29 protein-coding genes and 1 pseudogene are annotated in these 26,943 nt (G+C 72.8%); 15 read left to right on the forward strand and 15 right to left on the reverse strand.

All coding sequences use genetic code 11. The features are described from left to right. Nucleotides 1-16 precede the first annotated feature (16 nt). On the forward strand, nt 17-139 hold the full coding sequence (locus tag RV983_RS20600) for a hypothetical protein (protein ID WP_475987230.1): 123 nt from the start codon (nt 17-19) through the stop codon (nt 137-139). Nucleotides 140-175: 36 nt separating this feature from the next. Here RV983_RS20600 and RV983_RS20605 read toward each other — a convergent pair whose 3' ends face one another. Both RV983_RS20605 and RV983_RS20610 read right to left on the reverse strand, forming a co-directional pair. Then, entirely contained in the window at nt 176-808 is a 633-nt protein-coding gene (locus RV983_RS20605; protein ID WP_475987231.1) for a hypothetical protein, read from the reverse strand. After that, complete coding sequence (locus tag RV983_RS20610; RefSeq protein ID WP_475987232.1) at nt 805-1,137, reverse strand: hypothetical protein; 333 nt, start codon at nt 1,135-1,137, stop codon at nt 805-807. Before RV983_RS20610 ends, RV983_RS20605 begins: the two co-directional genes overlap by 4 nt. Nucleotides 1,138-1,236: 99 nt before the next feature. Between RV983_RS20610 and RV983_RS20615 the strand changes: the two genes are divergently transcribed. After that, nucleotides 1,237-1,929 (forward strand): hypothetical protein, encoded by a 693-nt coding sequence (locus RV983_RS20615; RefSeq protein WP_475987233.1) that lies wholly within the window; start codon nt 1,237-1,239, stop codon nt 1,927-1,929. Nucleotides 1,930-1,998: 69 nt separating this feature from the next. Here RV983_RS20615 and nagA read toward each other — a convergent pair whose 3' ends face one another. After that, nucleotides 1,999-3,195: an N-acetylglucosamine-6-phosphate deacetylase gene (gene nagA / locus RV983_RS20620; RefSeq protein ID WP_475987234.1), complete on the reverse strand. Its 1,197-nt coding sequence runs from the start codon at nt 3,193-3,195 to the stop codon at nt 1,999-2,001. Beyond that, nucleotides 3,138-4,031 carry an ROK family protein gene (locus tag RV983_RS20625; RefSeq protein ID WP_475987235.1) on the reverse strand — a complete coding sequence of 298 codons (894 nt, stop codon included), beginning with the start codon at nt 4,029-4,031 and terminating at the stop codon, nt 3,138-3,140. Before RV983_RS20625 ends, nagA begins: the two co-directional genes overlap by 58 nt. Nucleotides 4,032-4,145: 114 nt before the next feature. Here RV983_RS20625 and RV983_RS20630 point away from each other — a divergent pair, with 114 nt between their 5' ends. Continuing rightward, nucleotides 4,146-4,415 carry a DUF3263 domain-containing protein gene (locus RV983_RS20630; protein ID WP_475990389.1) on the forward strand — a complete coding sequence of 90 codons (270 nt, stop codon included), beginning with the start codon at nt 4,146-4,148 and terminating at the stop codon, nt 4,413-4,415. 41 nt (nt 4,416-4,456) lie between these two features. Here the strand turns inward: RV983_RS20630 and RV983_RS20635 are convergent, their stop codons facing one another. Together RV983_RS20635 and RV983_RS20640 are read right to left on the reverse strand one after the other, a co-directional pair. After that, nucleotides 4,457-7,279 carry an FtsX-like permease family protein gene (locus RV983_RS20635; RefSeq protein ID WP_475987236.1) on the reverse strand — a complete coding sequence of 941 codons (2,823 nt, stop codon included), beginning with the start codon at nt 7,277-7,279 and terminating at the stop codon, nt 4,457-4,459. Further along, the gene (locus RV983_RS20640) at nt 7,276-8,037 is read right to left on the reverse strand and encodes an ABC transporter ATP-binding protein (protein WP_475987237.1); all 762 of its coding nucleotides are present in this window, start codon (nt 8,035-8,037) and stop codon (nt 7,276-7,278) included. Before RV983_RS20640 ends, RV983_RS20635 begins: the two co-directional genes overlap by 4 nt. A gap of 624 nt (nt 8,038-8,661) precedes the next feature. Here RV983_RS20640 and RV983_RS20645 point away from each other — a divergent pair. Beyond that, nucleotides 8,662-10,629, forward strand: a complete 1,968-nt coding sequence (locus RV983_RS20645; protein WP_475987238.1) for an Ig-like domain repeat protein — start codon at nt 8,662-8,664, stop codon at nt 10,627-10,629. Nucleotides 10,630-11,053: 424 nt separating this feature from the next. Beyond that, nucleotides 11,054-11,935: a trehalose-phosphatase gene (gene otsB, locus RV983_RS20650; RefSeq protein WP_475987239.1), complete on the forward strand. Its 882-nt coding sequence runs from the start codon at nt 11,054-11,056 to the stop codon at nt 11,933-11,935. On the opposite strand, the gene RV983_RS20655 is transcribed toward otsB, so the two are convergent. Continuing rightward, nucleotides 11,905-12,114, reverse strand: coding sequence for a hypothetical protein (locus RV983_RS20655; protein WP_475987240.1), 210 nt, complete (start codon nt 12,112-12,114; stop codon nt 11,905-11,907). The genes otsB and RV983_RS20655 overlap by 31 nt on opposite strands. Nucleotides 12,115-12,140: 26 nt before the next feature. Here RV983_RS20655 and RV983_RS20660 point away from each other — a divergent pair, with 26 nt between their 5' ends. Continuing rightward, nucleotides 12,141-12,452, forward strand: coding sequence for a MarR family winged helix-turn-helix transcriptional regulator (locus RV983_RS20660; protein WP_475990390.1), 312 nt, complete (start codon nt 12,141-12,143; stop codon nt 12,450-12,452). Here the strand turns inward: RV983_RS20660 and RV983_RS20665 are convergent. Beyond that, complete coding sequence (locus RV983_RS20665; RefSeq protein WP_475990391.1) at nt 12,438-13,115, reverse strand: response regulator transcription factor; 678 nt, start codon at nt 13,113-13,115, stop codon at nt 12,438-12,440. The two genes, RV983_RS20660 and RV983_RS20665, sit on opposite strands and share 15 nt — an antisense overlap. Nucleotides 13,116-13,168: 53 nt before the next feature. Continuing rightward, nucleotides 13,169-14,293, reverse strand: coding sequence for a sensor histidine kinase (locus RV983_RS20670; protein ID WP_475987241.1), 1,125 nt, complete (start codon nt 14,291-14,293; stop codon nt 13,169-13,171). Between the two features lie 135 nt (nt 14,294-14,428). Here RV983_RS20670 and RV983_RS20675 point away from each other — a divergent pair, with 135 nt between their 5' ends. The 4 genes from RV983_RS20675 to RV983_RS20690 all read left to right on the forward strand — a co-directional run bounded on the left by RV983_RS20675 (nt 14,429) and on the right by RV983_RS20690 (nt 18,807). Then, nucleotides 14,429-14,653, forward strand: a complete 225-nt coding sequence (locus tag RV983_RS20675; RefSeq protein ID WP_475987242.1) for a hypothetical protein — start codon at nt 14,429-14,431, stop codon at nt 14,651-14,653. A gap of 35 nt (nt 14,654-14,688) precedes the next feature. Next, nucleotides 14,689-15,951 carry an SLC13 family permease gene (locus RV983_RS20680; RefSeq protein ID WP_475990392.1) on the forward strand — a complete coding sequence of 421 codons (1,263 nt, stop codon included), beginning with the start codon at nt 14,689-14,691 and terminating at the stop codon, nt 15,949-15,951. Nucleotides 15,952-15,969: 18 nt separating this feature from the next. After that, nucleotides 15,970-16,488 (forward strand): universal stress protein, encoded by a 519-nt coding sequence (locus RV983_RS20685; protein WP_475987243.1) that lies wholly within the window; start codon nt 15,970-15,972, stop codon nt 16,486-16,488. Nucleotides 16,489-16,833: 345 nt separating this feature from the next. Further along, on the forward strand, nt 16,834-18,807 hold the full coding sequence (locus RV983_RS20690) for a LamG-like jellyroll fold domain-containing protein (RefSeq protein ID WP_475987244.1): 1,974 nt from the start codon (nt 16,834-16,836) through the stop codon (nt 18,805-18,807). Between the two features lie 58 nt (nt 18,808-18,865). On the opposite strand, the gene RV983_RS20695 is transcribed toward RV983_RS20690, so the two are convergent. From RV983_RS20695 to RV983_RS20705, 3 genes are all read right to left on the reverse strand, one after another. Beyond that, on the reverse strand, nt 18,866-19,246 hold the full coding sequence (locus RV983_RS20695) for a PIN domain-containing protein (RefSeq protein WP_475987245.1): 381 nt from the start codon (nt 19,244-19,246) through the stop codon (nt 18,866-18,868). Beyond that, nucleotides 19,246-19,533 carry a hypothetical protein gene (locus tag RV983_RS20700; protein ID WP_475987246.1) on the reverse strand — a complete coding sequence of 96 codons (288 nt, stop codon included), beginning with the start codon at nt 19,531-19,533 and terminating at the stop codon, nt 19,246-19,248. Before RV983_RS20700 ends, RV983_RS20695 begins: the two co-directional genes overlap by 1 nt. A 104-nt stretch (nt 19,534-19,637) precedes the next feature. Next, nucleotides 19,638-20,534: a hypothetical protein gene (locus tag RV983_RS20705; RefSeq protein ID WP_475987247.1), complete on the reverse strand. Its 897-nt coding sequence runs from the start codon at nt 20,532-20,534 to the stop codon at nt 19,638-19,640. 131 nt (nt 20,535-20,665) lie between these two features. Between RV983_RS20705 and RV983_RS20710 the strand changes: the two are divergent. The 3 genes and pseudogenes from RV983_RS20710 to RV983_RS20720 form a co-directional block, all read left to right on the forward strand. Beyond that, nucleotides 20,666-20,830, forward strand: a pseudogene (locus RV983_RS20710) (IS982 family transposase); the annotation flags it as partial. A gap of 256 nt (nt 20,831-21,086) precedes the next feature. Then, complete coding sequence (locus tag RV983_RS20715; RefSeq protein ID WP_475987248.1) at nt 21,087-21,986, forward strand: GNAT family N-acetyltransferase; 900 nt, start codon at nt 21,087-21,089, stop codon at nt 21,984-21,986. A 293-nt stretch (nt 21,987-22,279) separates the two neighbouring features. Next, nucleotides 22,280-22,978, forward strand: a complete 699-nt coding sequence (locus RV983_RS20720; RefSeq protein WP_475987249.1) for an LmeA family phospholipid-binding protein — start codon at nt 22,280-22,282, stop codon at nt 22,976-22,978. A gap of 26 nt (nt 22,979-23,004) precedes the next feature. On the opposite strand, the gene RV983_RS20725 is transcribed toward RV983_RS20720, so the two are convergent. Both RV983_RS20725 and RV983_RS20730 read right to left on the reverse strand, forming a co-directional pair. Continuing rightward, the gene (locus RV983_RS20725; protein ID WP_475987250.1) at nt 23,005-23,196 is read right to left on the reverse strand and encodes a DUF397 domain-containing protein; all 192 of its coding nucleotides are present in this window, start codon (nt 23,194-23,196) and stop codon (nt 23,005-23,007) included. Further along, on the reverse strand, nt 23,193-24,011 hold the full coding sequence (locus RV983_RS20730; protein ID WP_475987251.1) for a helix-turn-helix domain-containing protein: 819 nt from the start codon (nt 24,009-24,011) through the stop codon (nt 23,193-23,195). Before RV983_RS20730 ends, RV983_RS20725 begins: the two co-directional genes overlap by 4 nt. A 115-nt stretch (nt 24,012-24,126) precedes the next feature. Here RV983_RS20730 and RV983_RS20735 point away from each other — a divergent pair, with 115 nt between their 5' ends. Continuing rightward, nucleotides 24,127-24,519 (forward strand): ATP-binding protein, encoded by a 393-nt coding sequence (locus RV983_RS20735; protein WP_475987252.1) that lies wholly within the window; start codon nt 24,127-24,129, stop codon nt 24,517-24,519. Next, nucleotides 24,516-24,923 (forward strand): hypothetical protein, encoded by a 408-nt coding sequence (locus tag RV983_RS20740; protein WP_475987253.1) that lies wholly within the window; start codon nt 24,516-24,518, stop codon nt 24,921-24,923. Before RV983_RS20735 ends, RV983_RS20740 begins: the two co-directional genes overlap by 4 nt. A 545-nt stretch (nt 24,924-25,468) precedes the next feature. Here RV983_RS20740 and RV983_RS20745 read toward each other — a convergent pair. Then, nucleotides 25,469-26,929: an alpha,alpha-trehalose-phosphate synthase (UDP-forming) gene (locus RV983_RS20745; RefSeq protein WP_475987254.1), complete on the reverse strand. Its 1,461-nt coding sequence runs from the start codon at nt 26,927-26,929 to the stop codon at nt 25,469-25,471. Nucleotides 26,930-26,943: the final 14 nt, after the last annotated feature.

The following is a 26,943-nucleotide window of genomic DNA, read 5'->3' on the forward strand; positions in this document are numbered from 1 at the left end:
CCAGCCCTTCGAGGAGTTGCCGGCCCGCCACTGGCGGCCGGTCTTCGAGTACGCGGAGTCGTGCGCCGTATCCGGGCACACCGCGGGCATCCTCGCGTCGGCGGCCTTCACCCGGGTCTTCGCCGGCGTCTGCGGCTGACCGGGCCGTCGGCGGCCTGGCGCCCGGAGCTCCTGGTCACCGTCCACCGCCGACGGGCACCAGCGGCTCGCCCTCCTCGGTGAGGAAGCGGAAGGTGCCGGTGATGGCGTCGAAGAGGTCGTACACCTCGTTCCTCAGCGGCAGGTTGGGGCTGGCGAGGGTGACGACCAGGAAGTCGTCGGTGCGCCCGGGGACCGGCATCATCGTGTGCATGGTCAGCAGCTCGACGTCGATGTCGCCGGTCAGCCGGGTGGTCTCGGTGCCGGTCACCCGGGCCACGGTGCCCACGTGGGGTACCTTCACGGAGCTGATCACCCGGTCCTTGGGCGCCGTCCCGTTCGCGGAGGAGACCCCCAGCTGCGCGGAGAGCACCGGGAGCGTCAGCTCCGAGCCCTCGGGTGTGGTGACGGCGAAGACCATGCCGTAGGCCATGAACAGGTCCTCGCCGTAGAGGGTCGCGGTGCCGGCGGCGAGCAGGGCGCCGTGCCGCCGCGCGGCCCGGCTCACCTCCCGCGCCTGCCGGAACATGTCGTTGATCCGGGCCTTCTCGCGGGGGTCGTCGGTGGTGGCGAGCGCCTTGGCGCGGGTCCTGGACAGCTCCTCCCCGCTGAGGTCGACGGTGTCCCACAGGTCGGGGATGTCGAGCAGGAAACGGTGCGCGGTGCTCACTGGCCACTCTTTCCGTCGTCGAGGTTCGCAGCGGCGTCCTGGTCGGTCTTGTCGAAGGAGTCCAGGATGCTCCCGATGGCGTCCCGGATCCCCTTGACCTGCTTCTGGAGCTGCTTCTTGCCGTCCTCCCACTTGTTCTCGAAGTGCTGCGCCGAGCCGTGGGAGAGCTCGGGGCCGAATGCCGCGTCGAAGTCGAACGTGTGGTGCCCGATGTCGATGAAGTCGTGGACGAAGTCCAGCATCTGCTGGGCCTCCCGCAGTTCGTCCCCCGGTATGTTGATGTCCTGGGCCATGCCGATCCCCTCGTGCTCGGCCGGTTGCGGCCTCACGGTTCACACGGGCGGGACGGGCCGCGGGGTTCAATCGGCTTCCCGGGGACGCCCGCGAAGAGGGGTGAACCGTTCCGGACGCGGCCTCGTGTACCGGGGGTGACCTCTCTCCTCCACTTCTCCGGCGCCGCCCCGCGCGGTCCCGTACGCCGCGCGGTCGTCGCCGGCGCGGTCGTCCTGTGCGGCGTGGCGGGCCTGGCCGGGTGCGGCAAGACCATCACCATCGGCGACACCTCGGCCCCGGCGGCCCCGGCCGCCTCCGCGCCTGCCGCGCCCGCCGCGACCCCGCCCGCGGCGCCCCCCGCCGCGTCGCAGCCCGCGGGCAACACCGCGCTTCAGGTCGTCGACCGCACGGCCGCCCAGGCCGGGCTGACCGGCGACGGCGGCACGGTCGTGGGGGCGGCCGTCCAGGAGAGCCCCCCGCGCTGGGTCCAGCTGTCCGCGGTCACCTCGCCGCCGGTGACGGCCCCGCACCTGATCAACATCAACCAGGCTGCGCTGTACCGCTTCGACCCGGACAGCGCCGACCCGACGCAGTCGCACTGCAACGACGCCTGCGCCGTCCAGTGGCCCGCGGTCACCATCCAGCAGGGCGGCAACGTCTACCTGGCGGGCGTGGACCGCGACCAGGTGGGCGCCATCCGCCGCCAGGACGGCCAGGTGCAGCTGACGGTGGGCGGCATGCCGGTCTACCGCTTCGCGGGGGACACCAGGCCCGGCGACCTCAACGGCCAGGGCGTCGGCGGGACATGGTTCGCCGTCGGGCCGAAGGGCGAGAAGGCCGGGCAGTGACGCCCCGCCTCCCATGACCGGGCGGGCCTCCGGCGCCGGACAGCAACGGCCGGAGGTCCGCCCGCACCACTACGGCTCGACGACCCACTGCCCCTTGCGCATGACGCCGACCAGGTCGAACGCCTCGTTCAGCACCACCAGGTCCGCGTCCTTGCCGGGCTCCAGCGAGCCGATCCGGTCGTACGCGCCCAGCAGCCGCGCCGGGTTGGCGCTCAGGGCGCGTACGGCGTCGGTGACCGGGATCCGATCCACCGTGACGGCCCGCTTGAAGGCGATGTCCAGGGTCAGGGTGGAACCGGCGATGGAGCCGCCCTCGACCAGCCGGGCGATGCCGTCGGTGACGTCGACCTCCATGGGGCCGAGCAGGTAGCGGCCGTCGCCGAAGCCGGCCGCGTCCATGGCGTCGGTGATGAAGGCCACCCGGTCGGCACCGGCGCTGCGGAAGGCCAGTTCGAGGACGGCCGGGTGCAGGTGGACGCCGTCGTTGATCAGCTCGACGGTGACCCGCTCGTCCTCCAGCAGCGCGGCGATGGGGCCGGGCGTGCGGTGCAGCAGGGTGGGCATCGCGTTGAACAGGTGCGTGGCGACGGTGGCACCGGCGTCGATGGCCTCCAAGGTGGCCTCGTACGCCGCGTCGGTGTGGCCGACGGCGGCGATGACGCCGTGCTCCGCCAGCAGCCGTACGGAGTCGAGCCCGCCCGGGAGTTCCGGCGCGAGGGTCACCATCCGCGCGGCGCCGCGGGCGGCGTCGATCAGCTTGCGGACGTCCGCGGGGTCCGGGTCGCGCAGCAGCGACGGCTTGTGGGCCCCGCAGCGGTGCGGGGAGATGAAGGGCCCCTCGAAGTGGATGCCCGCCAGGTCGCCCTGCTCGACCAGCTCGGACAGCAGCGCGGCCTGCCGGGCGAGGTCGTCCAGCTCGCCGGTGACCGTGGAGGCGACCATGGTGGTGGTGCCGTGCCGGCGGTGGGTGTCGACGCCGGTGAGGACGTCCTCCGCGCGGGCGGCAGAGAAGGACGCGCCGCCGCCGCCGTGCACATGGATGTCCACGAAGCCGGGGACGATCCAGTGCCCGGACAGATCGCGTGCGGCCACTCGCCGGCGCGGGTCGTCCGCGACGATCGAGCGGCCTTCGACCGTGATCCGGCCGCCGTCGACGACACCGTCCGGCAGCACTGCGCGGGCACCGGTCAGCACGGTTGGTTCCGCAGTCAAGCGGTCACCTCCAGGGAGAGAAGATCCCAGGCCAGCAGCCCTGCGCCCAGGCATCCGGCGGTGTCCCCGAGGGCCGCCGGCACGATGAGGGGGAGTTTCTGGAACGTCAGCCGCTCCTCGACGGCCGCGCGCAGCGGCGCGAAGAGCGTGTCACCGGCCTCGGCCAGCCCGCCGCCGATGATCAGCGTCTGCGGCGTCAGCAGGGTGATCCCGGTGACCAGGCCGTCCGCGAGGGCGGCGACCACCTCGTCCCATACGGCGACGGCCCGCGGGTCGCCCGCGGCGACGGCGGTGGCGCACTCGGCGGCCTCGGCGCCGAAGGCGCGGGCCACGCCGGAGGCGGAGGCGATGGTCTCCAGGCAGCCGTGCTGGCCGCAGCCGCAGGCCGCGCCGCCGGGACGGACGACGATGTGCCCGAGCTCGGTGGCCTCGACCCGCCCCTCGATGCCGATGGCGCCCGCGATGCCGGTGCCCAGGGCGACGAAGAGAAAGCGCTCCGCGCCGCGCCCGGTGCCGAGCCGGCCCTCGGCCAGGCCCCCGGAGCGCACGTCGTGGCCGAGGGCCACCGGCGTGCCGTCCAGGCGGCGGGAGAGCAGGTCGCGCAGCGGCAGGTCGCGCCAGCCGAGGTTCGCGGAGAACACCGCGACGCCCGCCCGCTCGTCGACCAGTCCGGGCACGGCCACGCCGGCCGCGGCGGCGGGCTCGCCGTACGCGTCCGCCCCGTACGCCCGCAGTTCCGCGGCGAAGTCCAGCACGGACGCGACGACGGCCTCGGTCCCGCGGTCCCGGCCGGTCGCACGGCGTGCCTCGTGGAGCAGCGTGCCGTCCGCCGCGACCAGAGCGGCCTTCATGCCGGTGCCGCCCACATCGAGGGCGATGACGTGTCTCACGGAGGACAGTCTCGCGTGAGACAGCGCAAAAGGTCTAGTCCACTCGGCGAAAGAGATCCCGTTCGGCTCGCCGCCAGGCACTTCGGTGCGGCCGCACAAGGGGAAGGCAGTGTGGTGCAGACCTCATATGTCCCTCACCACGGGGGCTATCGTGACGAGGTGACCCTCACCGACCAGGACCGTGCCGTCCTCGACATCGCCGGCCGCGCGTGGGCGGGCCCCGGCGCGAAGGAACGGGCGATACGGGAGCGGCTCGGGATCTCGCCGACGCGGTTCTACCAGCTCCTGAACGCGCTCCTCGACGATCCCGAGGCACTCGCCCACGCCCCCGTCACCGTCAACCGGCTCCGCCGCACGCGCGACACCCACCGCACCACCCGTTAGGCGGTGGCGGTGGGCGTCCGGCGTCCCTGACGTGCCCGCGGCTACTCCTGGGCCCTTCGGCCCAGCCGGCCGTGGGAGCGCGTGACCAGGGCGGCGAGCAGCGTCGCCCCCAGCGGCACCAGGACCAGCAGCATGCCGATGGTCGCCCACGGCACCACCACGGGTACGTCGACATGCGGGAGAAGAGCGCCGTGGCCCCCTTCCAACGCCTGCCTGGCGAGGTCCCGTTGCTGCTGCCGGTCGACGCCCCGCAGCGCGACCGCGGGCAGGATGCCCGCCGCCGTTCCCAGCAGCACGCCCATCGCCGCGACGACCCCGCACTGGAAGCCCGAGAGCGTACGCCGCACCCGGCCCGGGGCCCCCACGGCGGCCAGTGTCCTGAGGTCCGCCTCGGCGTCGGCCTGCGCCAGCCCCGTCGCGACACCCGCGGCCCCGATCGTCACCAGGCCCGCGAAGAGCGTCAGGGCGGCCAGGACGACGCCGTACCTGCCGGTGTATCCGTGTTCCAGGTAGATGTCGGACATGACGCCCAGTGTGGCGATGTCCTGGGCCAGCCCCTGCTGTTCGGCATCGGTGGGCATGCGCGAGGTGGTGAAGAGCGAGCCCAGCGGCACCGCCTTCAGCCCCAGGGACGCGGCGGCCCGCTCCGGCACCACCGCCCGCACTCCGTACGACCGGGCGCCGCTCCACCGCACCGGCAGCTTCTCGACCGTGCTCGCCGGCTTGGACACGTCCGGGGTCACCCGGAGCAGGAGGGAGCCGTGGTCGGCGTAGGTCCGGTCGAACAGCACCGTCGTCCCGCGGGCCAGCGCCCGCTGCGCGGCGGGGTCGTGGATGCCCAGCGCCTCCAGCACCTGCGGGCCGCCGACCAGGATGCTCCCCTCCGCCCAGATCGGCGGCGTGGCGCCGTCCTGCCGGCACCGCCAGTCCTTCGCGAAGTCCCGCAACTGGGCCGGGGTGAACGTCCCGGCGGCGCCCTCGGCGTCGGGCGGGCACTGGTTGGCCTCGGGCTGCACCGGCATGACGTCGCCGCAGCCCGCCTGCGCGCTGTACGCGTCGCAGATCCGTGTCCCGGTCACCAGCCGTGACACGTCCGCCCGCCGGCTGACCGGCAGGCGCTTGGTCACGCTCTGCCGCATCGCCGCGATGCCCCGGCCGCCCTCCGAGGGGAGGCTGACCGCGAGCACTCCGCGCGGCGCCCTGGCGACGTACGCGTCCCGGTTCTGCTGCTCCTGGCTCGCCGCGTACGTGGCGACGGCGACCGTACCGGCCACAGCGGCCAGCACCGCGGCCACCGCGGGCGCGGTGCGGCCGCGGTGGCGCACCGCGTCCCGCAGCGCCAGGCGCGGGGCGAACGGCAGCCACCGGCCGAGCCGGCCGAAGCCGCCGACCAGCAGGGGGGTGAGGCCGACCAGGCCCAGTTCGGCGAGAGCCGAGCCGCCGGCCACCACGTAGGTGCTGGTGCTGCGCGCCGAACCGTAGACGGCGATCAGCGCGCCCAGGCAGAGCGCCACGAGACCTGCCACCGGCAGCGCCCGTCCGGCCCGCCGTGTGTCGCGCCGCCCGGTGAGCGAGGCGAGCACGCTCTGCCGCGAGGCGGTGAACGCGGGCACGGCCGCGGCGAGCAGCCCGGTGACCACCGCGAGCGCGGCGATGCCCAGCAGCTCCGCCGGGCGCAGGGTGAATGCGCCGAACCGGCTGCCGGCGTAGTCCTCGAGCCTGGTCCGCAGCAGCAGCGTCAGCGCGATGCCGGTCACCGTGCCGGCGACCGCCGCCGCGCCCCCGATCACCAGGCCGCCGGAGAGCACGATCGCCCGGATGTGCCGGCGGTCGCCCCCGTTGGCGCCGACCAGTCCGAGCCGGCGCCGCGACCGCCGGGCGCCGACCGCGAACGCGGGGCCCGCCAGCAGGCAGACCTCCAGCAGGGCCATGCCCGCGACGGTCGCCCCTGCGGTCAGCGCCGCGTGGTCCTCGGCCGGAGCGGGCTTGCCGGAGCTCGGGAGGCGGTAGAGCGGCACCTCGGAGTCGGCGGGCGGATCGAGCATCACCGTCCGCGAATGGACCAGTACCCCGGCGGTGTTGGCGCGCCGCACCATGTCCCAGGTGAAGCCGCCGTCCACCGCGAGCAGGTACGACGACGCCGGCTCGCCCGCGTCCGAGCCGGCCGCCCTGCGGGCGGCGAGGTATCGGTCGATGAAAGCGCCCGGACGGAAGTCCAGTTGAGCGGTGTCGAGCTTGCTCGGCAGGTCGTAGGCACCGACGACACGGTAGGCGTGGTCCAGCCCGCGGGCCCGGACCTCGGACCCGACGCGCAGCCCGCTGCGCGCCAGGAACGCGTTGGTGGCGGTCACCTCGTCGGGCGAGGAGGCGAAGCGGCCCCGGGTCAGATCCATGATCCCGGCGGCGATGGGATCGGCCGCGTCCAGTTCCCTGACCTCGGTGCCCAGGATGCCGGACGCGGTCGTGACGTCGGCCCAGGAGGTCGTGTCGGGCACGGTGCGCGATCCCGCGGGCGCCGCCGTCCTGGGGTCGACGCCGGGCGGGGCCGTCTCCCCGGGACCGCCGGAGTCCTTGGCCGGTTCCGTCCGCCGCGCCGGTGCGAAGGTGTCGCCCTGGGGCGACTGGAGGATCGCCTGGCGGCCCTGGCCCGCGTCCTCGAGGCGCGCGTCGGCCGCCCCGATGTCGCGGTTGATCGTCTGCTGCGGGGTCAACTGGGAGCTGCGGATGGTGATGTCGGCGGCGCTGACTCCGATGACCGGTACGGCGATCATCGCCAGCACCATCAGGCTGCGGCCCTTGGCGCGCCAGGCGTCGCGGCGGGCGATCCGGATCGCGACCCGCCAGCTGTGGAACACGGCGGTCACTGGGCCGTCCCCCCGGTCAGCAGCGATTCGGCGGACGCCCGCAGCGTGATGTCGACCACCGAGCCGTCGCGCACGGAGACCACCCGGTCCGCCCAGGAGGCGAACCGCGACTCGTGGGTGACCAGCACACAGGCCGCTCCCGCGTCGCACCGGTTCCGCAGCAGCGCCAGCACCGCCTCACCGGTCTCCGAGTCCAGCGCGCCGGTCGGTTCGTCGGCGAGGACGAGCCGGCGGTCGCCCACCAGGGCCCGGGCGACGGCGACCCGCTGCTGCTGGCCGCCGGACATCTCGTCCGGGAAGCGGTCGGCGAGCTGCTCCAGGCCCATCTCCGACAGCAGCGCGAGCGCTTCGCGGCGGGCCGAACGGCTGCTGACGCCGTCCAGTTCACGGGGGAGCGCGACGTTCTCCGCGGCCGTGAGGGCGGGTATCAGGTTGTAGTCCTGGAAGACGTAGCCGATGCTGCGCCGGCGCAGCGCCGCCACCTGCCTGCGGCTCGCCACGGTCAGGTCGGTCCCCTCGACCACCACGCGTCCGGACGTCGGTTCGTCCAGCCCGCCGGCGAGGGTCAGCAGCGAGGACTTGCCCGATCCCGACGGGCCCATGACGGCGACGAGTTCACCCGGGCACACCGCCAGGTCGATGCCGCGCAGCGCGTGCACCTCGGTGGTTCCGGAACCGTGCACCCGGGTCAGCGCCTCGAGGAGCAGCACGGGCGCGGGCCGGGTCGGTGGCGTGGGCGGTGTGTTCTGGCTGGACATGAGCAGGTCTCTTCCCCGGTGGTGTGCGGCATGGTGGAGGTACGGAGGTACGGACGGACGGAGCCGGCGGTGCCGTCGCCGGGCCGGGAGGGCGGCACGGCCGTGCTTCGGCGGCCCCTCGGGCCAGTTCACGGTGCGATCGCCATGCGATGGCCATGGGCTCACTGTGTTCCGAAACGGCAACAGACCGCCCGCGCCCGCAGGCATCGGTGCCGCGCGGGGCCGACCCGGCCGCGCGACGTCCCCCACCGACCGGCTCACGACCGTCATCTCCGTCACCGGGACCGGGCGGTGCACCGTGGGCAACGTCGCAGAGCGCCGCCGGGCCGACTTCGCCCGCATCGTCGACGCGAGCCCCGGGCCGCCGAGCGGGACGCACGTCACGTGGGCTGGGGAGTCACCGCCCGGCGGCTCGCGGCGCGCCAGGTGAGCACACGCGAAGTGGGCGGACAGGGGAGCTGCCGGTTAATCCCCTCCTCAACTGTCACAGCGATGAAATACGCTGCGCATGCGGCCGCGCCCTTGGCGTCGTCAGGACATGGACGACGTTGGGGTGTCGCGCGGCCCGGTTCATCACCCGGTCCGTCCACGGGCTTCTTCATGGGGGTAGGAATCAACGTGCGCATGCGCACCGTGTCGACCGTGCTCGCGGTCCTCTTCAGCTCCACGGCCATAGCCGCCGGCACCATGGGTCCCGCCGCGGCGGACTCCAGCGCCGCCCTGTCGATCTCCTCGTACGGCGACATCGCCGTGGACGGGGTCCACAAGCGGGTCTACATCAGCGATCCGAACGGCAACAAGGTCGTCGTCACCGACTACGCGGGCAAACTCGTGGCGACCATTGCGAACCTCTCGGGAGTGCGGGACCTGGCGATCACGCCCGACTCCCGCACCGTCTACGCGGCCGTCCCGGGTGACGACGCCGTCGTGGCCATCGAGACGTCCACCGCGACCGCGGCGGCCCACTACTCGACCGGCGAGAACACCGACCCGCAGACCCTGGCGGTCGCGGGCGGCCGGGTCTGGTTCATGTACGGGCAGGAGACCGCGCACCACCTGGGCTCCTTCGACCCCTCGCTGGGCACCCCCGAGATCGCTCTCGACCAGCTCCCGGGCCAGTACTTCCGCGACGCCGCCGAACTGGAGGCGGCCGGGGACACCCTCGTGCTCGGCATCCACGGCACGTGGTCGGGCCTCGCCGTGTACGACGTGTCCTCCGGAGCCCCCGTGCTGTGCAAGGAGGGCATGCCACCCGAGGCCGCGAACGACATGGCCGACTTCGCGCTCAGTGCCGACGCCAAGAAGATCGTCGCCGCCTCCGCCGAATCGCCCTACGCGGCGACCGCGATCAACACCGCGGACCTCACCCGCACCGGCGCCTACCCGGTCGAGTCGAACAACCCCAACGGTGCCGCGATCGCACCGGACGGCACGGTCGCCGTGTCCACGTACAGCCCTTACGGCACGGACATCTCCGTCTTCAAGCCCGGCACGACGACGCCCTACCGGACCTACACCTACGATCTGTACGGCTCGGGCGGCGACACCATCGTCAGCCAGGGCCTCGCCTGGGCCCCCGACGGCAGCAGGCTGTTCGCCATCGCGGACGGCGGCAGCCGCGTCCAGCTGCGCGTCCTCAGCGACGCCGCCCGCTACCCGGTCAAGGTGGGCGTCTCGGCGCCGGCCAAGGCGACCCGCGCCAAAAAGCTCAGCGTCACCGGCAAGCTGACCTCCGGCAGGTCCTTCCCGTCCGGCTCGAAGGTCACCGTCACCCGCACCGACATCGACTCGCCCAAGGGCAAGTCGCTCGGCACGAAGACGGTCGGCTCCTCCGGCGCGTTCTCCTTCACCGACACGCCGCCGGCCGGCGGAAACGTCACCTACACCGCGCAGTACGCCGGTGACGCCACCCACGCCCCGGCGTCGGGCAAGGACACCGTCGCCGTGTCGCGCAACGCCACCACCCTCACGCTCAACCACAACAAGAGCGTGTACAACTACGGCACCGACGTGTCCTTCACGGCGCACATCGGTTCCACGTACAAGAACCGCACGGTCGAGATCTGGGCCGACCCCTACGGTTCGGACAAGCCGAAGAAGCTCCTCAGGACCGGCAAGGTCAATTCCCAGGGCAACCTGTCCGCCACGGTCGACATGACCCGCGACACCATCGTCACCGCGGTCTTCAAGGGCGACGCCCGCTCGGCCGGCAGGACGGTGAAGGTCACCACCTACGCCAAGGTCAAGGTCTCCACGGCGATCTCCAAGCAGTACAAGACCGCGAAGATCGGCTCGACCTCGTACGCGTACTTCCACAAGACGACGAACCCGGTCTTCACCACGACCATGACGTACTACAAGAACCGCTCGCAGCGGCTGAGCCTGGAGGTCTACTTCCGGGGCAAGTGGCTCGACGCGGGATCGCAGTACTTCGCGCTCGGCACCAACGGCAAGTCCGCCGTGACCCTGGTCGGCCCGCACGAGACCGGCTACCGGATGCGCATGCGCTCCTCGTACGTCGACCGCTCCTCCGGCGACAACATCAACTCCACTACGTACGGCGCCTGGAAGTACTTCTACTTCACCAAGTAGCACGGCCCGGCGGACACGGAAGGGCCCCGCGATGCGGGGCCCTTCCGCTTTTCCGGCGCGGCCGGGCTTGGAATGGCGCTCGGGCTCGTCCCGCGCGAACCCGTCGGCCGTCACCCTGGGTCCACTCGGTTCAAGAAGCCCACGTGGGGCTCTTGCTTGCGTGCGCGCATGGCCCGCACCAGTTGCCGCCCCTTGCAACCTCGTCGACAGCGCTGCTCAGGCGACGTCGGACAGCCCGGGCCGTCCGGGAAACCGTCCGGGGCCACGGGCGGGCGGGTGGGAGACGGCCCGCCGCAGGCGCAGCGGCGCCGCACACGGCAACGGCGGGCGGCCCCGAGCAGCGGCCCGTACCCGGTAGAGCCCCGGAGGGGCGATGCTGCCGTACGCCCGCCATGCTCCCCGTGCCGCTGGGTATGGTCGGGGCATGACCCTCAGGGATCCCAGGGACGAACTGCCCGAGCCGACGACGCCCGAGGGCGAGGACGGCCTGACCGCACTGCTGGCGGAGCCCCGCAGGGCCGTCGTGGCGCTGGACTTCGACGGGACGCTGGCCCCGATCGTGCCGGACCCGGACAGTGCGCGCGCGCATCCGGAGGCCGCGCGGGTGCTGGCCCGCCTCGCGCCGCGCATCGGCTCCGTGGTGGTCGTGACGGGCCGCCCCGCGGGGGTCGCCGTGCGGTACGGCGGGTTCGCCGGGGTGCCGGGACTGGAGCACATGGTGGTGCTCGGCCATTACGGCGCCGAGCGCTGGGACGCGCGCTCCGGTGAGGTGCGGGCGCCCGGCACGCACCCGGGGGTGGACGCGTTGCGCGCGGAGCTGCCCGGGGTGCTGGACGGGATCGGCGCGTGGCAGGGCACGTGGGTGGAGGACAAGGGCCGCGCCGTGGCGGTGCACACGCGCCGTACGGACGATCCGCAGGCCGCGTTCGAGGCGCTGCGGGGGCCGCTCGGGGATCTGGCGGAACGGCACGGCCTGATCGTGGAGCCGGGCCGGATGGTGCTGGAGATGCGTCCGCCGGGGATGGACAAGGGCGTGGCGCTGGGCGACTACCTGCGCGAGGTCGGGGCCGGACCGGTGCTCTACGCGGGTGACGACCTGGGTGATCTTGCGGCGTTCGGTGCGGTGGAGAAGCGCCGAGCGGACGGACTGCCGGGCGTGCTGGTGTGCAGCGGCAGCGCGGAGGTGGCGGAACTGGCCGCCCGCGCGGATCTGGTGGTGGACGGGCCGGAGGGCGTGGTGCGTCTGCTGGACGCCCTCGCGGCCGTACTCGAAGGTCAGGAGACCCAGGACCGCGTCATCGACTGAACGGCCGAGCCGTCGAGGTCGGCGAGCTTGGTGCCGGTGAAGGCGCGGGCGTTCGCGGACGTCTGGACGCGGAACGGCGGCTGCTCGGCCCCGAGGACGTCGACGATGGGCGCGGCGGCGTCCTCGATGCCCTGCGCGGCGTCGAAGGCCTGGGTGGCGCGGTCGAGGTAGCGCGTCACGGCGTCCGCGTACGGCCCGGCCGTGGCTGCGCGGCCGGAGCGAGCCGGTGGCGGCCTCCGACCTGGGGGCGAGGACGCTGCTCAGCCGCAGCCAGGTCTCCCGCGTCATGGACGCCCTCCAGGCGCGCGGCCTGATCGTCCGCGTGCCCTCGCCGACCGACGCCCGCTCCACCGGCGTCCGGCTGACCGAAGCCGGCCGCGAGGCATTCGACGCGGCCGACGCCACCCGCCGCGCGGCGCTGGCGGACGGTTTCGACGACCGTCTGGACGAGGCCGACATACAGGCGCTCAACGCCATCTGGGCCAAGCTCAAGGGGAAGGCCTCAGGCCCGGCCTGACCCGGCCCCGCCGGAGCCGCCGTCGGCGTCGGCATCGTGCACGATCAGGGCGATCTGCACCCGGTTGTTGAGGCCGAGCTTGCCCAGGACGCGGGAGACGTGTGTCTTGACCGTGGGCACGCTCATGTGGAGCGCCGCGGCGATCTCCGCGTTCGACCGGCCCTCCCCGACGGCGAGCGCCACCTCGTGCTCCCGCTCGCCCAGCGAGGCCAGTTGGCGGCGGGCCCGCGCGCCCGCGCTCCGCGACCGCGCCGCCCCGCCGGCGACCTGGGCGATCAACTGCCGTGTCACCGCGGGCGACAGCACCGGCTCCCCGGCGGCCACCTTCCGGACCGCCTCGACGATCTCGCGCGGCGGGGTGTCCTTGAGCACGAAGCCCGCCGCACCGGCGCGCAGCGCGCGCAGCACGTGCTCGTCGGTGTGGAACGTGGTCAGCACGATGACCTCCGGCGCCCCGGGCCGGGCCCGCAGTTCCTCCGTGGCGGCAAGACCGTCCACCGACGGCATCCGGATGTCCATCAGCACCACGTCGGGGGCGTGCGCCTCGACCAGCGCGGAGACCCCCGCCCCGTCGCCGGCCTCGGCCACGACCTCGATGTCCGGGGCCCCGCCCAGCATCAGGCGCAGGCCGGCGCGGACGAGGGGGTCGTCGTCGACGAGCATCAGACGCAGCACGGTCACGCCGCCCACCGTAGCCAGTCGGCCTGTCACGGCGTTCACCGCGCCCACGGCAGCCAGGCACGGACGCGGAAGCCGCCGCCCGCCGGGCCGTGTTCGAGCCGGCCGCCGGTGAGGGCGGCGCGTTCGGTGAGGCCGATGAGGCCCTGCCCTGCGCCGGGGATGGCCGTGGGGCGCGGGGCGCCGGGGGGCGTCGTGTCCGGCGCCGGGTTGCCGATCTCGACGGTCAGTCCGCGTGCCGGGCCGCCGGTGAGGCGTACGGTCACCTCCGCGCCGGGTGCGTGCTTGCGGGCGTTGGTCAGCCCCTCCTGCACGATGCGGTAGACGGTGCGCCCCGTGGCGGCCCCGCTCTCCTCCGCCGCGCAGTCCGTCTCCAGTACGACCCGCATGCCGGCCTCCCGCGCCTCCGCCACCAGCCGGGGCACGTCGGCGAGCGTCGGCTGCGGCCGCGCGCCCGCGCCCCGTCCGGCGGTGCCGTCCGCCCCGCCCGGCTCGCGCAGGACGCCGATGATCCCGCGCAGGTCCTCCAGCGCCTGGTGCGCGGCATCGCGGATCACGCCCGCGGCCCGTTCGATCTCGGCGGGCGAGGCACCCGGGTGGAACTCCAGCGCCCCCGCGTGGACGCTCAGCAGCGTCAGCCGGTGCGCCAGGACGTCGTGCATCTCGCGGGCGATCTCCTCGCGGGCCTGCCGCCGTCCGCGTTCGGCATGGGAGGCGAGCAACTGCCGCCGGGAGCGCACGTACAGCCCCCAGCCGATCGCCCCCGCCATGATGGCGAAGAAGGTGAGCGCGGAGCCGGTCTCCGGCAGGTCGGGGTCAGGCCCGTGGGCGAGGAACAACGGCAGCGGGGCGAAGGCGAGCGCCGCGATCCACGCCGTGGTCCGCAGCGGCCGGTACGCGGCCACCGTGAAGACGGCCACCGCCGTCGGCCCGCCCACCAGGTGCGCGAGCCATCCGGTCACCAGCAACGCCACCGCCAGATGCACCGGCCACCGCCGCCGCAGGAACAGCGCGGCGCACGCGACCGCGCTCACCGACTGCTCCACGCCCCCGGTCCCGGCGCCCGTGGGGCCCGCGGACAGCAGGGAGAAGGCCGCCGCGCCGAGGAAGATCGCGGTGTCGGCGCCGATGCCCTTCGGCAGGCGTCTCGGTATGCGTCGCATGTCCTCGAATCTACGGACCGCGGGCGCCGCCACCACCGGCCGCGTCCGAAGTCGGGACCTTCGGACGACAGGAGGGGGCGGATCGGCTACTTAGGACGACAGCCCGGCCGCGGCGCCGCTCCCTAGCCTTCGGGCATGAAGGGTCTCCGCGGGTTCATCGGCTTCATCGGGTTCATCCTGCTCTCCCAGGGCGTCGGCGGCATCGTCCACGAACTCACCGGCGGCTGGTTCCGTGTGTGGTCGCTCACCCAGCGGATCGGTTTCCTGGACGGCTACCGGATCTACGTGTGTGTCGTGCTGGTCGCATTGGGCCTGGCGGTGTGCGTGACGGCAGACTCGGTGGGCAAGGCGAAGAAGTAGTCCGCCCGTAGGTGGCCCACCCCGAGGAGCCGGTCCTGAGCACGTCGTACGCGGAGGCGCTGTCCGCCCTGCTGCTGGTGGTGGTGCTGGTCTGCGCCGTGGTGCGCCCCTGGGGCCGGCCCGAGGCGGTGTTCGCCGTCCCTGCGGCGGCCATCGTGATCGGGACCGGGGCGATCTCCCTTGAGCACGCCGGGGAGGAGGCCGCCCGGCTGGGGCCGGTGATCGGCTTCCTGGCGGCCGTGCTCGTACTGGCCCAACTCTGCGACGACGAAGGGCTGTTCCGAGCCTGCGGGGCGTGGATGGCGCGCACGGCGGCGGGCCGTCCGCGCCGGCTGCTGGCCCAGGTGTTCGTCGTCGCCTCGGTGATCACCGCGGTGCTGAGCCTGGACGCGACCGTGGTGCTGCTCACCCCCGTGGTCTTCGCGACCGCCGCGCGGCTCGGGGCGCGGGCCAAGCCGCACGTGTACGCCTGCACGCACCTGTCCAACACAGCGTCGCTGCTGCTGCCCGTCTCCAACCTCACCAATCTGCTCGCCTTCGCCTCCAGCGGGCTGTCCTTCGCCCGCTTCGCGGCGCTGATGACGCTGCCGTGGCTGGTGGCGATCGGGGTGGAGTACGTGGTGCTGCGGCGCTGGTTCGCCTCCGACCTGGACGCCTCCGCCGTCCCCGGGGCCGGGACCACCGGGGACACCCCCGAGATGCCGCTGTTCGCGCTGGTGACGGTGGTCTGCACACTCGTCGGTTTCGTCGCCACCTCCGCGTTCGGGCTGAACCCGGCATGGGCGGCGCTGGCCGGCGCGCTGGCCCTGGCGGTGCGCGCGCTGGTGCGGCGGCGGACCACGGTCCGTGCGATCGGCCGGTCCGCCGCCGTCCCCTTCCTGGCGTTCGTGCTCGCGCTCGGCGTGGTGGTCCGCGCGGTCGTCGACAACGGGCTCGCCTCGGTGCTCGCGCATGTCGTCCCCGACGGCACGGGCCTGCTCGCGCTGCTCGGGCTCGCGGCCCTGGCGGCGGTGCTGGCCAACGTCATCAACAACCTGCCCGCGGTGCTCGTGCTGCTGCCGCTGGCGGCGCCGGGCGGCCCGGGCGCGGTGCTCGCCGTCCTGCTCGGGGTGAACATCGGCCCCAACCTGACCTACGCGGGATCACTGGCCACCCTGTTGTGGCGGCGTATCGTCCACGCCCACGACGCGGCGGTGGACCTGCGGGAGTTCACGCTCCTCGGACTGCTCGTCGTGCCCGCTGCGCTGGCGCTGTCGGTGGTGGCACTGTGGGTGTCACTGCCGGTCTTCGGAGGCTGAGCCGGAAAGGGGACTGCGTTGACCGTCGTCGTCTGGACCGTCGAGGGCACCTGGCCCGCGTGTGTGGACGCCGCGCGCGCCCACGCGCCGGAGGGCGCCGACATCATGCTGCTCCACGTCAGCGGGCAGGACGTGCCGGACGCCGCCCACGGCGCGTTCGCGGGTCTGCTGGGCCGCGGGCACCCGCGCGCGCACGGCCCGGCGCACGGCTGGGGGCGCGATCCGGGGACCCGGATGGAGGAGCAGGCGACCGTCTCGGGACGGGAGTTGCTCGCGGCGGCCGCCGACCGGCTGGGCCGGGCGTGCGTCGTGCGGGAGCTGACCGGCCGGGTCGAACGGGAAGTGGTGGCGGCGGCGGAGGGCGCCGACCTGCTCGTCCTCGCCCGCGACGGCGACCGCAGCCACCTCGGCCCGCACAGCCTGGGCCCCGCCGCGCGCTTCGTCGTGGACCACGCGCCCTGCCCGGTCCTCCTCGTCTGGCCGGAACCGGCCCCGGACCTCGGCACGATCCCGCCCCCGCCGCCGCCCCAGGCATAGTGCCGGGTCGGCCCCCGCGCCGGGTGAGCAGTGAGACCTGGGCCCTGGGTCAGTCGGCGCTGCCTGCCGCGACCACCCATCGCACGGACTGACCCGTCACTCGCCCCGCGGGCCGTCGACCCGGGGCCGTGCGGATATTCCCGGGCGGCGGCGGCCGGGGGACATCGCCATCCAACGGTCACTCTCCGCTCATCGAGCGGCCGACTTCCCGCCGCTGGCTGACGAGTGCCATAAACCTTGGGCGGAGACCCGCATTCCGTTTGTCATCTGACGTATGCCCAGCCGGAGCCCCCTTCTCAGTAGCGTCGATGACGTTTGAAACCATCCAACCGGAAGGGCCCCCTTATGTGCACTCATGGTGACAATCCGTCACAGGAGTCGGCCGGGCACAGCCGACGAGGTTTTCTGCGCAACGCGGCGCTGGCCGGTGCGGGCGCGGCGGCCGTCGGCGTCGGCGGGGCCGCGCTCGGCGCGACGCCCGCGTTCGCCGCGGCGGGCGGGAACGCCGAGGACGCCGCCAGGCACGGCGGCAAGTCCGGTAAGTGGAACCCGGACCCGACCTCTCTCCAGTTCACCCTCGCGGTCATGCCGGACACCCAGTTCCTGTACTGGGGCAGCCAGGACAGCGTGAACCGGACTCCGCAGGAGGAGTCGTTCCGCTACATCATCAACAACAGCGGGAACCCCGACAACAACATCGTGTTCATGGCGCACCTCGGCGACATGACGCAGGACGCCGACCCGTCGTCCTTCGAGCAGGTCGACAAGGCGTTCGCGGTGCTGGACCAGCACGGCGCCGCGTACAGCGTGCTCGCCGGCAACCACGACGTGTCGGGCGACGACAGCCGCGGTGACACCCCGTACCTCCAGACCATGGGCCCGCGGCGGTTCCGGCACTCGAAGACCTTCGCCTCGGCGGACGAGACCGGCTACAACACCGCGCACATCTTCCAGGCCGCCGGCCGCTCGTGGCTGCTGCTGGCCCTGGACTGGCGCACCACCGACCAGGGTTACGCGTGGGCCAACAAGGTCATCAAGGCGCACCCGAACATGCCGGTGATCGTCACGTCGCACGACATCGTCGCCTCTCCGTACGATGACAACGTTTTCCCGTACGAGTCCGGCGACCCGGAGAACAACGCCGTGATCGTGGGCAACGGTCAGGTGATGTGGGACAAGCTCATCAAGGAGAACGACCAGGTCTTCCTGACCCTCAACGGCCACTACTGGCCGCCCGGGCGCATGACGCAGAAGAACGCCTCCGGCAACGACGTGCACATGCACATCACGAACTACCAGAACCGGTACTTCGGCGGCGGCGGCATGATCCGGCTGTACCACTTCGACCTGGTCCGCAACACGATCGACGTCGAGACGATCAACCCGTGGATCCTCGCCCAGGACCCGGAGTCCCGCACCGCGCTGGCCGCCGAGATCGCCCAGGTCACCGGCCCGGTCGACAACTTCTCGATGCCGATCGACTTCGACGAGCGCTTCGCGAGCTTCGCTCCGGTCGCGGTCCGGCCCGCCCGCCCGGCGAGCAAGGAGCTGGTGAAGGGCACGCTGGCGTACTGGCGCTTCGACGGGCAGGGCGCGCCCGGCACCGCGCTCACCGCGGGCCAGACGGTCCGCGACCTGTCCGGCAAGGGCAACGACCTGACGGTGGTGACCCTGCCGGGCACCGCCGCCGACGCGCTGACCTGGTCCGCCGACCACCACCCCGACCAGCCCGCGCACGCCAGCCTGAAGTTCGCCGGCGGCAGGAACCCGGTCAACGGCTCGTACCTGACCACCGGTCCGAAGGCCCCGCTGAACACCGAGACGTTCAGGAGCGGCTACACGATCGAGTCGTTCGTGATGATGCCGCTGGACTGGGACTCCGGCCGGAACGGCAACGCGTCGTTCCTCAGCCGCCGGGGTGCGTCCGGCGCGGCGGGCAAGCACGGCAAGAACACCGACCCGAACGAGCCCCTGGCCCAGTTCAACATCACGAACAACGGCCGCGAGCCGCAGTTCAACCACTACCCGACGAACACCACCTACCCGACGACCAACTGGGGTCACGGTCTGGTGGAGCTCAAGTGGTGGCACCTGGCGGTCGTCAACGACGGCCGCTACACCCGGCTGTACGTCGACGGCGCTCCCGTCGTCGACAACCCGAACCGGGTGTCGCAGGGCATCACCTCGCTCGGGCTGCCCTGGCTGGTGGGCGGCCACGAGTACGCGGGCGCCGTCGACGTCGTCTTCCACGGCAACGTCGGTGACATCCGCATAGTGAACCGTCCGCTGTCCCACGACGAGTTCCTGACCGCCGAGTAGGGCGGCCGGTCACCGTCTCCCGTCTCCGGCCCACAGCCGGAGGCGGGAGACGGTCCGTTCACAGGGCGAAGAGCCGCAGTTTGACGCCGATGGAGTCGGCGAGGTGGCTGAGATCCCCGGGATCGCTGGTGACCACTGCGGCCTGGTACTGGACGGCGGTGGCGACGACGATCGCGTCCACGACGTCGGCGGTCCCGGAGGCCGCGCGGGCGATGCCGGCGGCGCGGCCGGTGCGCTCGTCGTCAGGGCGGATGTCGCAGCCCTTGAGAACGCGCGAGATCTGGTGCTGGGGACCGCCGCGCCAAGCTTGGGCGAGGACCACCACCGGCACGATCGGCCGGATGCGCGCTGCGGTGAGTTCGTCGTGCAGCGCCAGGAAGTCGGAACTGTGCCGCTCGGCCGCCAGCAGGGCGCCGGTGTCGTAGACGATCGTGCGCACTACCCGGCCGCCCGCCACGGTTCGTCGTCGAGCAGTCCGGTTTCCCGCAGGAACTCGCGGGCACGCTGCCGGGACTCCTCGGGAAGTGTGCCGTGCTTGCTCTCGTACTCCGCGACCAGTTCCAGGGCGGCGGCACGGCCCGCCGCGTGGAGCGCCGCGACGTGCGCCTTCTCCACAGCGGCCTCGGCCAGCCACGTGGAGACCGGCTTGCCCTCTTCCGCGGCCGCTGCCTTGATCGTCTCCTCGACCTCCGGCGGTACCGAGATCGACAGTTTCCGTGCCGTCATGGTTCCACCATAGCGCGCGGTAGGAATGCGTTCCCACCGTTTGTCGGGCCCGGCTTCGGCCGCGCCCCTACAGGCGCCTGCCGGCTGCGTAGACGTCTTTGACCTCACAAGCCCCATGGCGAGGCCGTTGAGGCCCGTGCGGCCGGAACGGCGCCCGCCAGCGCCGCCCGCACCCGGTCCGCGCCGGATGGCCCGCCGGGGGCGGGCACGGGCACGGGCACGGCCCCCGTGCAGGGGGCGCACACCCCGGTGGCCTGCCCGCGCGGCAAGGGATCGCCGCAGTGCGCGCATTCGGGCAGTGGCGCGGCCGGGGCCGCCGGATCGGCGCAGGTGCGCGGCGCTGGGAGCTTGTCGCGCAGGCGGCGGGCGATGAAGCCGGCGGGGGAGTGCACGGCGGGCGGCAGCCCGGCGGTGACGGCGGTGCGCAGTTCGCGTTCGCTCGCGCCGTTGGCCAGCCAGCGCGCGGCCAGCGGCGCGAGTCCCGCCGCCTCGGCGACGCCCAGCGCGAGCCGGGCCTCCGTCCGCCCCACCCGGTGCAGCACGGCCGCCGCGCGGGCGACCAGTGGTGCGGCGGCGTGGGGGGTGTTCACCTCTTCGGTGTTCTTTCCCTTGGGTGATGTGCCGACGGCCCGTTCGGCCGGTGCGCCGACCGTCGGCATCCGCTCACCCGGCGGGGCGAAGGCGGCCTCGATCTCCTCGGGCGTCCGCAACGCGACATTGGAGACCAGCACCCGGGTCGTCCATCTCCCGGTGCTCGGGCACTGGTTGCGCCGGGTGTGGACGTAGCCCTCGGCTTCGAGTTGCTGCCGGGCCCGGCGCAGGGCGATGCGTCCTTCGGGCATCTTCTCGCCGATGGTCTGAAGGGTCTCCCGCGATCCGTCGGGCAGCGAGAGCGCCCACTGGAGCAGTCGTACGGCCGTTCCGTTCAGCCGCGGATGGCGGATGAGGTCGTTCGGCGTCTGGGAGAAGAAACGGGTCGGCGGGATAGCATGGCGCATCATTTACGGGGCTCCGTTGGCCTCGGGGATGTAGGCCCCCGGCCGGTGTTGGCGCACCACTGGGGGCCGCTCCGTGCGCAAGCACGAAGCGTGATCGGGAGGTCACTCTACCCGCACGGCGGCGGCGTGCCGCCAAGCGGCTGCGCAAGGCCGCCGAACGCCTGCGCCGGGTCACCCGGATCCTTGCCACCAGCACCTCCGTGTGGAGCGACGACGTATGGATCGTGGACTCCACACCCGTGGAATGCGGCCACTCACGGGAGACCGTGAAACGTTCCGACCTGGCCGGATGGGCCCAGTGCACGGCATGGCGCCTGAACCCAACCGCCACGGGGAACGCTTCACCACATCAATCGCGGGTCAGGGCGTAGGAAATCCGTGGACGGGCCCGCGATAGATCACCTAGCGTGTGGCTCCACGCCCTGAGATGGATGGAAGGAGGCGAGTGCCGTGCGGTTCACACCTTCCAGCGCTCCCTCTTTCCGCTGTCCCGGCGTGGTTCGTGAGTTCTGACCGGGAGCGCTCCAAGCAGCAGCCTGTATCCCGGAGGAATCCATGACCGATCCGGTCATCCGTGCGCTCTCCGCGAGCGACGCTCATCTCTTCGACGCACTCCCCGACCCCCTGGGCGCCCGTGAAGGCCATCGGCGTACCCAGTTCCGCCCCGACTGGAAGCGCGTCGCCCTGCGCGACGGCGAGGTCGTCGCACGCGGCGCGTGGTGGGGCGGCCTCGACGACTCGGAACCCGTCAACATCAACTGGTTCGACGTGGCCGAGGGCGAGGAGGAGGCCGGGGCCGAACTCCTGCGCTCCGCTCCCTGGCAGGTCGAACTCGAGATCAACCTGCCCGGCGGCTGGCGGGAAAAGACCGACCTGCGCGCCGCCGCCGAGGCGCGCTTCGCCGCCGCACGAGCCGCAGGGTACGAACTCCTGGTGGAACGCTTCCTGTACCGCTGGACCCCGGAGCGAGGTCTGCCCGAGCGGCCCGGACGCCTGCGCTTCAGCGCCGAACCCGACGACACCGTGTTCTTCGACGCGTTGCGCCGCATCCACTCCGCCACCCTGGACGCCCACGCGCTCAGGGCCATCGAGGAGGGCGGCCTCGACCAGGCCGCCCGGGAGGAACTCGACTTCTTCCACTGGTGCCCCTCCCCACGGGAGTGGTGGCAGATGGCGTACACGCCGGAGGGCCACCTGGCCGGCATCCACATCCCGGCCCACAACCCCTCCGGCCCGACCATCGGCTTCATCGGAGTCGTCCCGGAACAGCGCGGTCGCGGATACGCCTACGACCTCCTCGCGGAGTGCACCCACCTCCTCGTCGAGCAGGGCGCGGAGTTCGTCAGCGGAGCGACGGACCAGGGCAACTTCCCCATGGCCGCGAACTTTGCCAAGGCTGGCTTCCCCGTCATCAGTGAACGCATCAACTTTCACCCGGCGGGCCAAGCGGCCTAGCGAGGAGTAGCGCGCGCTGAGGGGTCCGGTCCGAGGGCAGGTCGGGACCCCTTGTCAGCGACATTCGGGATCTGCGCTGTGGCCGGCGGCCACCATATCGTCGTCAGACCACGTACCTCACGGTGATCAACGGTGGACGCACTCGTCTCTCGGACCAGCCCCCCAGCAAGATCACGATCTACAGCTGGAGTACTAGGCTGCTGCCGAGCCCGCGACCGTGCCGATCACCTCGTCCGCACCTCGTCGACGGCGACATCGCAACGCATGGGGGGATCGGCGTGAGGCGTCGATGGGTGAGGGTCCTGGCCGTCACGGTGGTCGTGCTGGCCGTGCTGTTCGTGACCGCCGACCGGCTGGCCGCGCACTTCGCGGACAAGGAGGCGCTCCAGCTCGCGAAGGAGAAGTACGGCTACGCGAACACCACGGACGGCCACATGAGCGTGGCGATCCAGGGCTTCCCGTTCGTGACCCAGGCGATCGACGGCGACTTCCGCCATGTCACGCTGGACGCCGAGCACTTCTACCTCGACACCGTCGACAACAGGCGGGGCGGCTATCTGTACGTCGCCCGTCTCCGCATCGACCTGCGCGGCGTGAGAGTGACCTCACTGACGGCGCGCAGCGCCGAGGCCGATCGCGCCACCGGCACCCTGACCCTCTCGTACGCGGACCTGTCCGGCGTGGTGACACGGCTGGCGAGGGGCGGCGGCCCGATCCAGATCTCGCAGGCCCCGGGATCGGACGGCCAGGCGGCACGCGTCCGGGTCTCGGGAACGGTCGGCGGAGCATCGCTGAACAGCAGGGGAACGCTCCTCGCGCAGGGCTCGGAGCTCACCTTGTCCGTTCCCGGCGCGGCACGCGCCGGTTGCGTGTGGAGGGTCGCCCTCCCGGTGGGCCTCGGCTTCACCGCGGCGCGTGCCACCGCTGACGGCATCGAGATCAGCCTTGTCGGGCACCAAGTGACGCTCGGCTCGTCACGCTTCGACGCCTGAAGCGCGCCGGCCCGGGGCGGGCGCGGTCACTCCACCGGTACGGCGGCGGCGAACGCGACGAACGCCGACCACTGCCCGGCCGTGAACGCGAGCACGGGCCCCGCGGGGTCCTTGGAGTCCCGGACGTGGACGGCGGCAGGACCGGCGGCGACCTCGATGCAGTCGCCACCCTCGCTGCCGCTGTAGCTGCTCTTGAACCATGCGAGTTCGGAGGTCATAGCTCCCCTGCAATCTGCTCGATCACCTTCGCGGATTCCCCGACGCTGAGGGCCTGCGACCGGATCATCGCATAGCGCTGGTTGAGCTTGCTGACCTCATGTCGTTCGCTCATCAGCACGCTGCGGCCCTGTACTTCGAGATAGGCGAGCAGCCGCAGATCGGGGGTCTCCAGCAGGGTCATGGGCCCGTCGAAACCGGCGTGTGCCTCGTGCGCGAGCGGCATGACCTGGACGGTGACGTTCCGCAGCACGCCTACCTCCAGCAGCCGTTCCAGCTGACGCCGGTTGACCTCCCGTCCGCCCACCGGGCGGCGCAGCACCCACTCCTCGATCACAAAGGCGAGCTGCGGCGCCGGCGCCCGGGTCAGCAGCGACTGCCGGGCCAGCCGGGCCCGCACCCGTCGCTCCACCTCGTCCCCCTCCAGGGTCGGGCAGTAGGCGCCGAGCACCACACGGGCGTAGTCCTCGGTCTGGAGCAGGCCGTTGACCACGTGTGCGTCGTATTTATAGAGGCACGCCGCCGTACGCTCCAGCTCCGCGTACTCCTCGAACCACGAGGGGAACTCGCCGCGCTCCAGATGCCGCGCCGCGGCCCGCAGCACCCCGCCCGCGTCACCGAGTAGCGCCTCCGCGCCCTCCACGAACGCCGGCGGAGGCATCCGCTCACCCCGCTCGATCTTGACCACCAGGGACTTCGAGTAGCCGACGCGTGCGGCCAGTTCGTCCGTCGTCAGCCCCCGTGCCTCCCGCAGCGACCGCGCGACCGAGCCGAACATCCGCATGCTGGCCGAGCCCTCGCCCTTCACCGCCGACACGGCGCCACCTCCCCGATACACAGCGCGTACACACGCACCCCGCCGCCCCGACACAGTTGACCCGGGGTCAGGTCGTCCCTGGTCAGGCTAGCCACGGCACGGAACCGTTGACCCCATGACGCAGGAATCCCCACCCGGAACGGCGATGCGCGTCGTCGCCGAGCCCGCCCGTATCGCCGCCGTGCGCACCGCCGTGCGCGAACAGCTCCGCGCCTGGGGCCGCGAGGACCTCGCGGCCGCCGCCGCGCTGTGCGTCACCGAGATACTCGCCAACGTCCACCGCCACGCGGGCTCCCCCGAGTGCGAACTGACCCTGCACGACCTCGCCGACGAGGGCGTGCGGGCCACGGTCAGCGACCGCTCGCACCGGCTGCCCGTCCCCGCTCCGCTGCCCCTCGACTGGTCGGCCGAACGCGGGCGCGGCATGCACCTGATCGCGACGGCCGCCCACCGCTGGGGCGCCCGCCCGACCCCCACCGGCAAGCAGGTCTGGGTGGTGCTGCGGTGAGGCCCGCCACCTGGGCCTGGCTCGACGACACCGCCTTCGGGCCGGTGGCCTTCCTGCTGCTGGCCCACCCGCGCGGGACCGGCGCGGCCGGGCTCGCCGCGCTGCTGGGCCTGACCGAACCGGGGCGGCGGCTGCCCGACCTGGGCGAGCGCGTCACCGCGCCCGCCCCCGGCCGGGCGGTCGTGCACGGTGACGGGGGCGGACGCCTGATCGAAGTGGCCGTCGGGGAACGGTGGTCCGCCTTCGTGGCGGACGGCGGCCCCGTCGCCCTCGTCGTCGGCCTCGAACCACTCGCCCGCCGCGCCCCGCTCGCGGAGGTCGAGCACTACCTCGCCACCGGTGCCCTGACCGCCCGCATCCGGCTGGGGATCAGCCGTGCGCGGGGGGCCGACCCACCTCGATGACCGCCTTTTCCCCGCCCGCCTTCCCTCCCCCAACCTTCGGCCGGAGGTGCCCCCAGCCCGGCGAGGTCACGCGCCCCGACGCGCGTTGTTGGGGTGTCGGGTTCGGGGCCTCCGGGCTGGCCATTCTGGACAGCACATTTCGGTGCCTCGGGTCCACCTCCCCCAGCCTTCGGCCGGGGGTGCCCCCACCTCCCCCGCCCCCTCAGGTGTGCTTTCGCGCCTGATCCCCGGTGGGGGGTGAGGGCACTCGTGCCTTGGGCATGCATCGGCGCGGCGCCAACAAGCGGCCTTTGCACGGTGCCGCTCACACCCCCCACCGGGGATCAGGCGCTTGCAACGACGGAGGGGGCGGGGTCGTAGGGGTGGATGTTCTGGACGTTCGGCATATTTGTGTGCGGTACCCGGGGCGAACAATGGTGAGGGCTGGAAACGCACGTAAATATCCAGTCCAGGACGTGCAGCCCCGGAGGCCCCGAACCCGGCCCCACACCACGTGCGCCGGGGCACCTGACTTCCTGGGGCACACGGGAGGGCGGGCGGGGGAATCAGTCCAGGGCGCGCAGCTGGTCCAGGAACCAGCGCTGCGGCGGCAGCGCGGTCGCCGCGGCCGCCAGCCGCTTGGTGGCCTCGGCGCGTTCCCCGTGGGAGACCGACAGCGCCTGGTGCAGCGCGCGGGCGGTGGCCAGGATGTCGTAGGGGTTGACCACGATGGCGTCGTCGCCCAGCTCCTCGTAGGCACCCGCCTCGCGGGACAGCACCAGGGCGACGCCGTCGTCGGTGACGACCGGGATCTCCTTGGCCACCAGGTTCATGCCGTCGCGGATCGGGTTGACCAGGGCCACGTCGGCCAGCCGGTACGCCGCGAGCGAGCGCGCGAAGTCGTCCTTGACGTGTAGGATCACCGGCTCCCAGCCCGGGGTGCCGAACTCCTCGTTGATCTCCTCGGCCAGGTCGGAGACCTCGTCGGTGTACTCGCGGTAGATCGCCAGATCGGTGCGCGAGGGGTAGGCGAACGCGACGTGCACCACGCGGCCCTGCCACTCCGGACGGTCGCGCAGCAGCTGCGCGTACGCCAGCAGGCCGCGCACGATGTTCTTCGACAGCTCGGTGCGGTCCACGCGCACGATGACCTTGCGGTCCGGTCCGCCCACGGCCTCCCGGAGCGCCGCCAGCCGCTCCTCCACGTCGGGGCGGTGCGCCCGCTCCCGCAGGAAGTCCGCGTCCGCCCCCAGCCCGTGCACCCCGATCCGGGTGGTGCGGCCCCGGTACGTCACCGACAGCGCGTCCTCGTCCCGGTTCACCGACGCGCCGAGCACGTCCGCGCAGCATGCGGCGAACGCCTCCGCCCAGCGCCGGGTCAGGAACGCCGCCCGGTCCGCGCCCAGAATGCCGCTGAGCACCTCGGCCGCCACGTCGTCCGGCAGCAGCCGGTAGTAGTCCGGCGGCGCCCACGGCGTGTGCGAGAAGTGGCCGATCCGCAGGTCGGGGCGGCGCGAGCGGAGCATCTGCGGCACCAGCGTCAGGTGGTAGTCCTGCACCAGGACGGCCGCGCCCTCCCCGGCCTCCTCCGCCAGCGCGTCCGCGAAAGCGCTGTTGTACGCCACGTACGCGGCCCACTGCTCGCGGAAGTCCTCGTCGAAGATCGGCTCCAGCGGCGTCTGGAAGAGCAGGTGGTGGACGAACCACAGCACGGAGTTCGCGATCCCGTTGTACGCGGAGGCGAACGTGTCCGCCGGGATGTCCAGCATGCGCACCCGCTGGTCGCCGGTGTCCTCCGCGGCCAGCCGCCCGCTCCCGTCCGGGGTGCGCAGCACCGCCGCGCGATCGCCGTCGCCGAGCGCGGCGCACACCCATACGGCGTCCGTGTCCGGCCCGATCGCGCTCAGCCCCGACACGAGACCGCCGCCTCCGCGGCGGGACTCCAGCGTCCCGTTCTCCCGGAGGCTGTACGAGACGGGCCCGCGATTGGACGCCACCAGAACCCGCGCGCCATGCGATGCGACCATGCGGCCAGCCTAGC

The sequence above is a fragment of the Streptomyces sp. RLA123 genome (assembly GCF_056270165.1).